Origin of the sequence: Streptomyces sp. URMC 126 (assembly GCF_051386555.1) — a bacterium.
Classification (GTDB): Bacteria; Actinomycetota; Actinomycetes; order Streptomycetales; family Streptomycetaceae; genus Streptomyces.
This window is the reverse complement of record NZ_JBPQTX010000305.1, coordinates 1-8,237: the sequence shown is the minus strand read 5'-3', so window position 1 is coordinate 8,237 and position 8,237 is coordinate 1. Positions and strand designations below refer to the sequence as shown.

Annotated in this window: 7 protein-coding genes; 1 reads left to right on the top strand and 6 read right to left on the bottom strand. The window is 74.9% G+C overall.

Annotated elements, in window-relative coordinates; translation table 11 throughout:
- Positions 1 to 920, bottom strand: a 920-nt coding sequence (locus ACSNOK_RS27285) for a LysR family transcriptional regulator (RefSeq protein ID WP_436783444.1), incomplete at its 3' end; no start/stop codon positions are given.
- A gap of 205 nt (positions 921 to 1,125) precedes the next feature.
- Here ACSNOK_RS27285 and ACSNOK_RS27280 point away from each other — a divergent pair.
- Positions 1,126 to 2,025 carry an SDR family oxidoreductase gene (locus ACSNOK_RS27280; protein ID WP_436783443.1) on the top strand — a complete coding sequence of 300 codons (900 nt, stop codon included), beginning with the start codon at positions 1,126 to 1,128 and terminating at the stop codon, positions 2,023 to 2,025.
- A gap of 62 nt (positions 2,026 to 2,087) precedes the next feature.
- Here ACSNOK_RS27280 and ACSNOK_RS27275 read toward each other — a convergent pair whose 3' ends face one another.
- The 5 genes from ACSNOK_RS27275 to ACSNOK_RS27255 form a co-directional block, all read right to left on the bottom strand.
- Positions 2,088 to 3,683, bottom strand: coding sequence for an APC family permease (locus tag ACSNOK_RS27275; RefSeq protein ID WP_436783442.1), 1,596 nt, complete (start codon positions 3,681 to 3,683; stop codon positions 2,088 to 2,090).
- A gap of 245 nt (positions 3,684 to 3,928) precedes the next feature.
- The gene (locus ACSNOK_RS27270) at positions 3,929 to 5,467 is read right to left on the bottom strand and encodes an AMP-binding protein (protein ID WP_436783441.1); all 1,539 of its coding nucleotides are present in this window, start codon (positions 5,465 to 5,467) and stop codon (positions 3,929 to 3,931) included.
- A gap of 100 nt (positions 5,468 to 5,567) precedes the next feature.
- Complete coding sequence (locus ACSNOK_RS27265; protein WP_436783440.1) at positions 5,568 to 6,581, bottom strand: NAD(P)/FAD-dependent oxidoreductase; 1,014 nt, start codon at positions 6,579 to 6,581, stop codon at positions 5,568 to 5,570.
- Positions 6,578 to 7,114 (bottom strand): isoprenylcysteine carboxyl methyltransferase family protein, encoded by a 537-nt coding sequence (locus ACSNOK_RS27260; RefSeq protein ID WP_436783439.1) that lies wholly within the window; start codon positions 7,112 to 7,114, stop codon positions 6,578 to 6,580. The genes ACSNOK_RS27265 and ACSNOK_RS27260 overlap by 4 nt, the downstream gene beginning before the upstream one ends.
- 6 nt (positions 7,115 to 7,120) lie before the next feature.
- Positions 7,121 to 8,197: a type III polyketide synthase gene (locus tag ACSNOK_RS27255; protein WP_436783438.1), complete on the bottom strand. Its 1,077-nt coding sequence runs from the start codon at positions 8,195 to 8,197 to the stop codon at positions 7,121 to 7,123.
- Between the last annotated feature and the right edge of the window lie 40 nt (positions 8,198 to 8,237).

Genomic DNA, 8,237 nt, shown 5'->3' with positions numbered 1-8,237 from the left:
TGTGTATAAGAGACAGCACCCACCCCGTTCCCGGTGAGCAGTTCCCGGGCGCAGGAGGCGAAGGCCGCGACCAGCCGGTCGCGGTCGCCCGCCCGGGTCGCGAGCACCACGTGGCTCGGTTCGACACCCTCCAGCGGGACCACGGTCAGGTCCGGGCGCAGCCCGGCCGCCGCGCCGGCGGCCATGATGGCGACGGCCTCCCCCGAGGCCACGCACTCCAGCTTGTCCTCCATCGCCTCGATCAGCGGCCCGCCGGGCGCCGGGCGGCCGTCCGGCCGGGGGTCGATGCGCCAGTAGGCGTTCAGGGCCGGATCCGGGTCGCGCACCCGCGGCAGGGGCTCGTCGGCGATGTCGACCAGCGTGGCTTTCTCCCTCCCCGCCAGCCGGTGGTCCCGGGGCACCACGAGGACCCGTGGCTCCGGGTACAGGACCGTCACGTGGAGTCCCTCGGCCGGCAGGGGCAGCCGGGTCACCACGGCGTCCGCGCGGTGGTCGAGGAGGGCCGCGCTCACGTCGTCCCACCGCAGGTGCACGGTGGTCACCTCCGCCTCCGGATGCCGGCGGCGCAGTTCGCGCACCGCCGGCGTGATGATGGTGTGGGTGAGGACGCCGAGGGTGACGCGGTCGGGTTCGGCGGCGGCGCGGGTGCGGGCGGCCGCCTGGGCGGCGGACCGCAGGAGCGCCGTGGCGAGCGGCAGGAAGACCTCTCCGGCCTCGGTGAGCCGGGTGCCGCGTGGGGTGCGGTCCAGCAGTCGCGCGCCCAGCCGCCGTTCCAGGGCCCGGATCTGCCGGCTGAGCGACGGCTGGGCGACGCGCAGGGCGCCGGCGGCCCTGCCGAAGTGCCGGTGCTCGGCCACGGCGACGAAATAGCGCACCAGCCGCAGGTCGAGATCGGGTGCGGAGCCTGCTGGTTCGGGCATGCCGGCAGCGTACTCCCGCCAGCAGCGCGGGTGTCCTCGGAGGAGGGGCCGTGACCTGTGGTGATGCCCGGATCGCATGGCCCGGTCCGGAAGAGGACCTGGATCTCCACGCGCTCGGCCCGAAGGATGGACCCATCGCCTCAGCCACCGGTCGGGTACCGGGCGGGGCGCTCTCTCCTCTCCCCTTCCTTCCCAGGAGTTCACCATGCGTGTCTTCGTCACCGGCGCGTCCGGTTTCGTCGGTTCCGCCGTCGTCCGGGACCTGCTCGGCGCCGGGCACCGGGTCCTCGGCCTCGCCCGTTCCGACCGGAGTGCCGCCGCCCTGGAGGCCGCCGGTGCCGAGGTGCACCGGGGCGATCTCGGCGATCCGGACGGGCTGTGCGGTCCGGCCGCCGCCTCGGACGGCGTCGTGCACCTCGCCTACCGCCACGATCTGATGCACACCGGCGATCTGACCGCGGCGGCCGGAATCGATCTGCGGGCCGTGGAGGCCCTCGGTGCCGCGCTGGAGGGTTCCGGCAAGCCGCTGGTCGCGGCGTCCGGCGCCGGGATCGTCCAGGCGTCGGGGCCGCTCGCGACGGAGGAGGACCCGGCCGCGCCGGGCACCCACCGGACGCCGGCGGAGGAGGCGGTGCTCGCTCTGGCCGGGCGCGGCGTCCGCTCCTGTGCCGTCCGTCTCCCCCTCAGTGTGCACGGCCCCGGCGACCGGGCGTTCCTCCCCGAAGTGATCCGCCGCGCCCGCGCCCGTGGCGTCTCGGCGTACGTCGGCGACGGCGCCAACCGCTGGCCGGCCGTGCATGTGCTCGACGCGGCCGTGCTGTTCCGGCTGGCCCTGGAGTCCGCGCCGGCCGGTGGCCGGCTGCACGGCGTCGCGGAGGAGGGGATTCCGTTCCGTGCCGTCGCCGCCGCCGTCGGCCGCCGTCTCGGGCTTCCGGTGCGGGGGCTCTCCGGCGACGAGGCCGCCGCGCACTTCGGGTGGCTGACCCCGTTCGCGGGCCTGGACGTGCCGGTGTCGAGCGCCCTGACGCGGGAGCGGCTGGGCTGGCGCCCCACCCGTCCCGGCCTCCTCGCGGATCTGGAAGAGGGGCACTACGTCGAGGTGTGACGCGTCACTCATGGCGGTGACCCGGCCGTGGGCCGTACGGGCCCGGCGCGCGGTCGGCCCCGCTACGGCAGGGGCTCCTCGCTCGGCGTCGCCCGGTGCCGGACGCCGGAGCGTACGGCCCAGCGGAAGACGCCCAGCGCGAACAGGGCGACGGCGAGCGAGTCGTACGGCGCCGGCAGGCGGCCCGAGCCCTTGAACGTGCCCAGCCACGACAGCAGGGTCAGCACCGCCAAGTAGCACACCAGCCAGGCGCCCTCGCGCAGTTCCGACAGGAGCGGGCCGTCGTGGGCGGACCGTCGCATCGCCAGGAAGATCAGCAGGCCAGCCAGGACGACGGGCAGCGCCAGCCGCAGGTCGTGCCAGCCCGACCAGTACACGAACTCGGTGGCGACGACGAAGCTGAGGGGCGCGATCCAGCGCAGGCCGGGTACCCAGCCCGCCGTCCGGGTGCCGGGGTCGGCGCGGAAGACGGCGACCGCCACGGCCGAGGCCGCGTAGATCAGCAGGTACATGTCGCCCATGATGCTGACGATGCGCTGCCACTCCCCGAAGGGGAGCAGGAAGACCACGATCACGGCGAGGTTGAGCGCCAGCGCCCGGTGCGGGATGCCGGAACGGCGGTCGACCCGCATGAAGGTCCGGGGCAGGGTGCGGTTCTTGGCCAGGGCGTAGGTGTGGCGGGCGTTGAGGGCCACGCCGACGTACGCCGAACCGCCGGGCGACAGGACCGCGTCGGCGTAGAGCAGGCTGGAGAGCCAGTGCAGGTTGAGGATGAGGGCCAGCTGGCCGAAGGGCGACTCGAAGGAGACGCCCTTCCAGCCGTCGCCGAGGAGGTTCTCGGGGACGGTGAAGAGGAAGGCGGCCTGGAGCGCCAGGTACATCAGCAGCGCCAGGCCGATGGCCGAGAGGACGGCGGCCGGGAGGGTGCGGCGGGGGTCGCGGGTCTCGCCGGAGAAGTCGAGGGCCGCCTGGAAGCCGTTGACCGAGTAGACGATGCCGCCGCCGGCGAGGGCGGACAGGCAGGCGGCGTACCCGTAGGGGGCGAACCCGCCGTGGTCGGTGAGGCGTCCGGAGTGCCAGCCGGAGGCGAACAGGGCGACGACCGTGACCAGCGGGACGACGATCTTGAAGATGGACACCAGGTTGTTCAGCCGGGCGAAGACGCGGACCGCGAACCAGTTGAGGACCGTCAGCAGCACGCTCAGGCCGACGGCCAGCGCCAGGCCCGTGGGGGTGAGCACCCGGCCGTGGTAGAGGTCCGGCAGGTAGTGGTCGGCGTACTGCATGATGGCGCTGATCTCGGCGGCGGTGCCGCCCACCGACAGCAGCACGGACCAGCCGACCAGCGTCCCGACGAGCCGCCCTCCGGCGTACAGCGGCCAGCGGACGGTGCCGCCGCCCTCGGGCCGCGAGGCACCGAGTTCGATCATCACCAGGGCGACCAGTCCGCACAGCGCCCCGGCGCCGACCCAGGTGAGCAGCGAGGCGGGCCCGGCGGTGCGGGCCGCGTACATGGCGGCGAACAGCCAGCCCGAGCCCACGATGTTGGAGAAGCCGATCGCGGTGAGCGCTCCGAATCCCAGCTCCCGCCGGAGCCTGCCCTCCTGTACGGCCGCCTCGACGGCGGCGTGGTCCGCGGCGGTGTGGTCCGCTGGCACGTGCTCTCCCTGTCCGAGGTGTCCCGTCCGGCTGCGGGCGAACGATCACTCAACCTTAGGTGACGCCTCGTCATTCCCTCCGTTTGGCGAACGGCCCCCGAGCGTCGCTCGCGCTCCCGGCCGGGGGCCTACGCACGCGCCGAGGCGGCCGGGAACCGGCCGTGGGGCGTCGCCGGGCAGGACGCCGGAAGGCCCGTCACCGGGCGGGACTCGCGCGCGGTGACGGGCCGTTCCCGCTCGGCCGGTCAGCCGGCCGGCCGCTCGGCGGCGCGCCGCAGCGCCTTCTTGTCCGGCTTGCCGGCGTCCGTCAGCGGCAGTTCGGGCAGGAAGTCGATCCGGTGCGGCTCGTACATCGCGCCGCACCGCTCGCGGACGAACGCCCGCAGCGCGTCCGCCGAGACGTCCGCGCCGGGCTCGGGTATCACGGCGGCGTGCACGCGTTCCATGGCGTCGGTGTCCCGGACGCCGTACACGGCGCTGTGCCGCACCCCGGGGTGCGCGTTCAGCACGTCCTCCAGCTCGGACGTGTACACGTGCCCGCCCACCACGATGATCATGTCCTTGATGCGGTCGACGACGGTCAGATAGCCCTCGTCGTCCAGGAACCCGATGTCGCCGGTGTGCAGCCAGCCGTCCCGCAGCACCTCCGCGGTCAGGTCGGGCCGCTTCCAGTAGCCCTTCATGACCTGCTCGGAGCGCACGCAGATCTCGCCGTGCGCGCCGGGCGGCAGGTCCCGGCCGGTCGCCGGGTCGCGGACGGCGACCTCGACGCCGGGCAGCACCCGGCCCACGCTGCGCAGCCGGCCGGGCCGCGCGGGGTCGTGGTCCTCGGGCATGAGGAAACTGATGCCGCCGGCCTCGCTCTGTCCGTAGAACTGGAGGAGGACGGGGCCGAAGCGGCGCAGGGCGTCGGCGATCCGGACCGGGGACGCCGGGCAGCCGCCGTAGAGGACGCACCGCAGGCTGGAGGTGTCGGTGCGGTCGAGGTCCGGGTGGTCCAGCAGCGCGTAGAGCAGCGGCGGCAGGAGGAAGACGTCGGTGACGCGCTCGCGCTCGACGGTGGCGAGCACGGTGGCCGGGTCGAAGTCCTCCAGCAGGATCAGGACGCCGCCCCTGCGGAGGGTGCCGTCCGCGAGGTGGCCGGCGGCGTGGGCGATCGTGGTGCAGACGAGCTGACGGGGGGTGTACGCCTCGCCGTCCCGCAGCGAACCGCCGTGTCCCACTTGGGCGAAGGTGGTGCAGATGCCCTTGGGGTGGCCCGTGGTGCCGCCGGTGTGCCGGATGGAGGCGATGTCCCCGGGTTCGGCCTCGCTCGGGAACGGCTCGGCGGACCGCGCCGCGGCCAGTTCCAGCAGGTCCTTGCCCGTCTTCGCGGGGCCGAGCACCAGGACGCTCTCGACGGGGGCGAGCCGCGTCACCTCGTCGGCGCGCTCCGCCAGGCGGGGGTCGACGACGAGCGCGCGGGTCTCGACGTCGGCGACGATGCCGGCCTGCACCTCGGCGGAGAGCTTGTTGTAGAGGTGGTTGACCCGGCAGCCGAGCAGGTTCGCCGCGTAGCGGGCGGCGACGGTCTCGGGCAGGTTGCCGCTCAGGAGGGTGACGGTGTCGCCGCGTCGGAGGCCTTCCGCGCGCAGGGCCCGCGCCATGCGGTGCACGAGGTCGCGGAACTCGCCGACGGTGACGCGCCGTCCCTCGTGGACCAGCGCCTCGCGCCCGGGGTCGTCTCCCATGGCGTCGAGGATCTCCTCCACGTAGAGAGGTAACTTCGGCGCGGCGTGCGACATTTCTGCTCCTCCGGATGTGATTCCCGGGGAAATGATTGCCCCAGGCATCAATCCATCATGCCTCTTTTGATCCACAACGCCAAGCCGGCGGGGGGAGCCCTTATTGCAGTGCGTGCACCGCCCGCGCGAACACCCCCGGCAGGGCCCGGGCCGCCGGGACGACGAGGCGCGCGCCGACCGGGTGGTGGCAGGCACGGAGCAGCGCGTGGGTGAGGAGGCGGTGCTTCCGGGTGGCCCGGCGCCAGGCGTCCTCGTACGCCTCCGGGCGGCCGGCCGCCAGACAGCGCACGGCGGCCTCCGCCGTCGCCAGCGCCAGGGCGACGCCCTCGCCCGTGAGGGCGTCGACGTACCCGGCCGCGTCGCCGACGAGCAGCACGCGGCCGGCCGTCCGGGCCCGGGTGCGCTGGAGCAGGGGGCCCGCGCCGCGCACGGCGCTCGCGGGGGCGGCGCGGGCGAGGAACTCCAGGGTCGGATGGGCCGTCAGGTGGGCGTCGTAGGACCGCCGTTCGCGGCTGAGGACGGCGACGCCCACCACGTTGTCGGCGACCGGCGTGACGTAGGCCTCGCCGTGCCGGGACCAGTGCACCTCGACGTGGTCGGTCCAGGGGCTGATGTGGAAGTGGCGGCGGAGGCCGTACCGGACGACGGGCCGCCCGGGCAGAGTGAGGCCGAGCGAGCGGCGGAGCGGGGAGTGGAGGCCGTCCGCGGCGACGAGCCAGCGCGCCCGCCACTCCCCCGCCGTCACGCCGTCCGCGTCCTGGACGACCGCGCCGATCCGGCCCGGCGCGAACCGTACGCCGAGGCCGGCGGCCCGCCGGTGCAGGGCGGCGTGCAGGGCGGTCCGCCGGACGCCCAGCCCGGTGGCGCCCCGGAAGTCCGCCTCGACGCGGCACGGCCCGTCGACGTACCGGATGCCGCGCAGCGGGTGCCCGGGCGCCTCGACGCCGAGCGCGCGCAGCGCGGCCACGCCGGTGGGCATGATTCCTTCCCCGCAGGCCTTGTCCACGGGGGTGGTACGCGGTTCGACGACCACCGTCTCCAATCCGCGCAGCGCCGCGTGGACGGCCGTCGCCAGACCGGCCGGCCCGCCGCCCGCCACCAGGACGTCGATCACGCCGTGGACGCCGGTGCGGACGGGGTACGGGACGGGGCGAGCGCCGCCTCCTCGCACCGGACGCGGACGGTGAGCAGCCAGGCGTTCAGCAGCGTGAAGCCGAGGGCGGTGGCCCAGGCGCCGTGGACCAGGGGCAGGGCCGCGCCCTCGGCCACGACGGCGGCGTAGTTGGGGTGGCGCAGCAGCCGGTAGGGGCCGGTGGTCACCGGCCGGAGGCCGGGGACGACGATGACGCGGGTGTTCCACTGCCGGCCCAGGGTACGGACGCACCACCAGCGCAGCCCTTGGGCGGCGGCGAGGACGCCGAGCATGGCCCAGCCGAGCGCCGGCCGGAACGGCCGGCCGGCGACGAGCACTTCGAGCAGGCACGCCGGCAGCAGCGCGGTGTGCAGGGCGACCATCCACGGGTAGTGGCCGCCGTCGACGGGCAGGCCGCCGCGCTCCCGGCTCCACCGGGCGTTGCGGCGGGCGAGGACGAGTTCGGCGACGCGTTCGGCGGCGACGGCGAGCAGCAGGAGCGCGTACCAGTACATGGCGGCCTACCAGCGCAGGAGGACGAGTTCGCAGCAGAAGCCGGGGCCCATGGCCAGCAGCAGGCCGGGCGAGCCGGGCGGCGGGCGGCGCTCGGCGAGGGTGTCGCGGAGCACGTGGAGGACGGAGGACGAGGAGAGGTTGCCGGCCTCGGCGAGGTGGCGCCAGGTGAGGTCGAGGGCGTCGGGCGCGAGGCCCAGGGCGTCGGTCACCGTGTCGAGGATCTTCGGCCCGCCGGGGTGGCAGACCCAGGCCGTGACGTCGTCCGGCTTGAGCCCGTGGTCGCCGAGGAACGCGGAGACGTCGTCGGCCAGGTGGCGGCGGACGATGTCGGGGACGCAGGGGTCCAGCACCACGCGGAGCCCGAATTCGCCGATCTCCCAGCCCATGGCGTGTTCGGTGTCCGGATACATCCGGCTGCGGGTGGCCACGACCGCCGGCGCCTCGGCCGCCGAGGCCTCCGCCGCCGGGAGGCGCCGTTCGCCGCAGGCGACGACGGCCGCGGCGCCGTCGCCGAACAGCCCGCTGGCGATCATGTTGGCGGGTGAGGTGTCGGCCGCCTGGAAGGTGAGGGAGCACAATTCGACGGAGAGCAGCACGGCGACGTGGTCGGGCCAGCCTTTGAGGTAGTCGTGGAGCCGGGCGATGCCCGCGGCCCCGGCGACGCAGCCGAGGCCGAACACGGGGAGGCGTTTGACGTCGGGGCGCAGGCCGAGCCGCTGGACGAGGCGGGCGTCGACGGAGGGGGTGGCGAGGCCGGTGACGGAGGTGAACAGCAGCAGGTCCACGTCGGCGGGCCGCAGCCCGGCGGCTCGCAGGGCGCCGTCCACCGCCCGGGCGCCCAGGGCCGTGGCCTGCCGGATGAAGGCGTCGTTGGCGGCCTGGAAGCCGGTCAGGTTCGCGTACTCCTCCAACGGGAGCGCCAGGTCGCGGGCGCGCACGCCGGTGCTGCGGTGCAGGCCGTGGAGCCGTCGCCGGTCGCCGCCGTTCCGGTGGAACGCTCCGGCGATCATGTCGGTGATGGCCTGCTGGGGATAGCGGTGCGGGGCCGGCAGGCCGTGGACGGCTGCGATCCGGGTCGTCATACGTCTCCTGGGGCGGGGCCCGCGCCGCTATCCCCAGCAG

What these genes read in the sequence shown, in the direction of transcription:
- ACSNOK_RS27255 (WP_436783438.1), bottom strand. Translation starts at nt 8,197, where the DNA reads ATGACGACCCGGATCGCAGCCGTCCACGGCCTGCCGGCCCCGCACCGC.
- ACSNOK_RS27260 (WP_436783439.1), bottom strand. Translation starts at nt 7,114, where the DNA reads ATGTACTGGTACGCGCTCCTGCTGCTCGCCGTCGCCGCCGAACGCGTC.
- ACSNOK_RS27270 (WP_436783441.1), bottom strand. Translation starts at nt 5,467, where the DNA reads ATGTCGCACGCCGCGCCGAAGTTACCTCTCTACGTGGAGGAGATCCTC.
- ACSNOK_RS27280 (WP_436783443.1), top strand. Translation starts at nt 1,126, where the DNA reads ATGCGTGTCTTCGTCACCGGCGCGTCCGGTTTCGTCGGTTCCGCCGTC.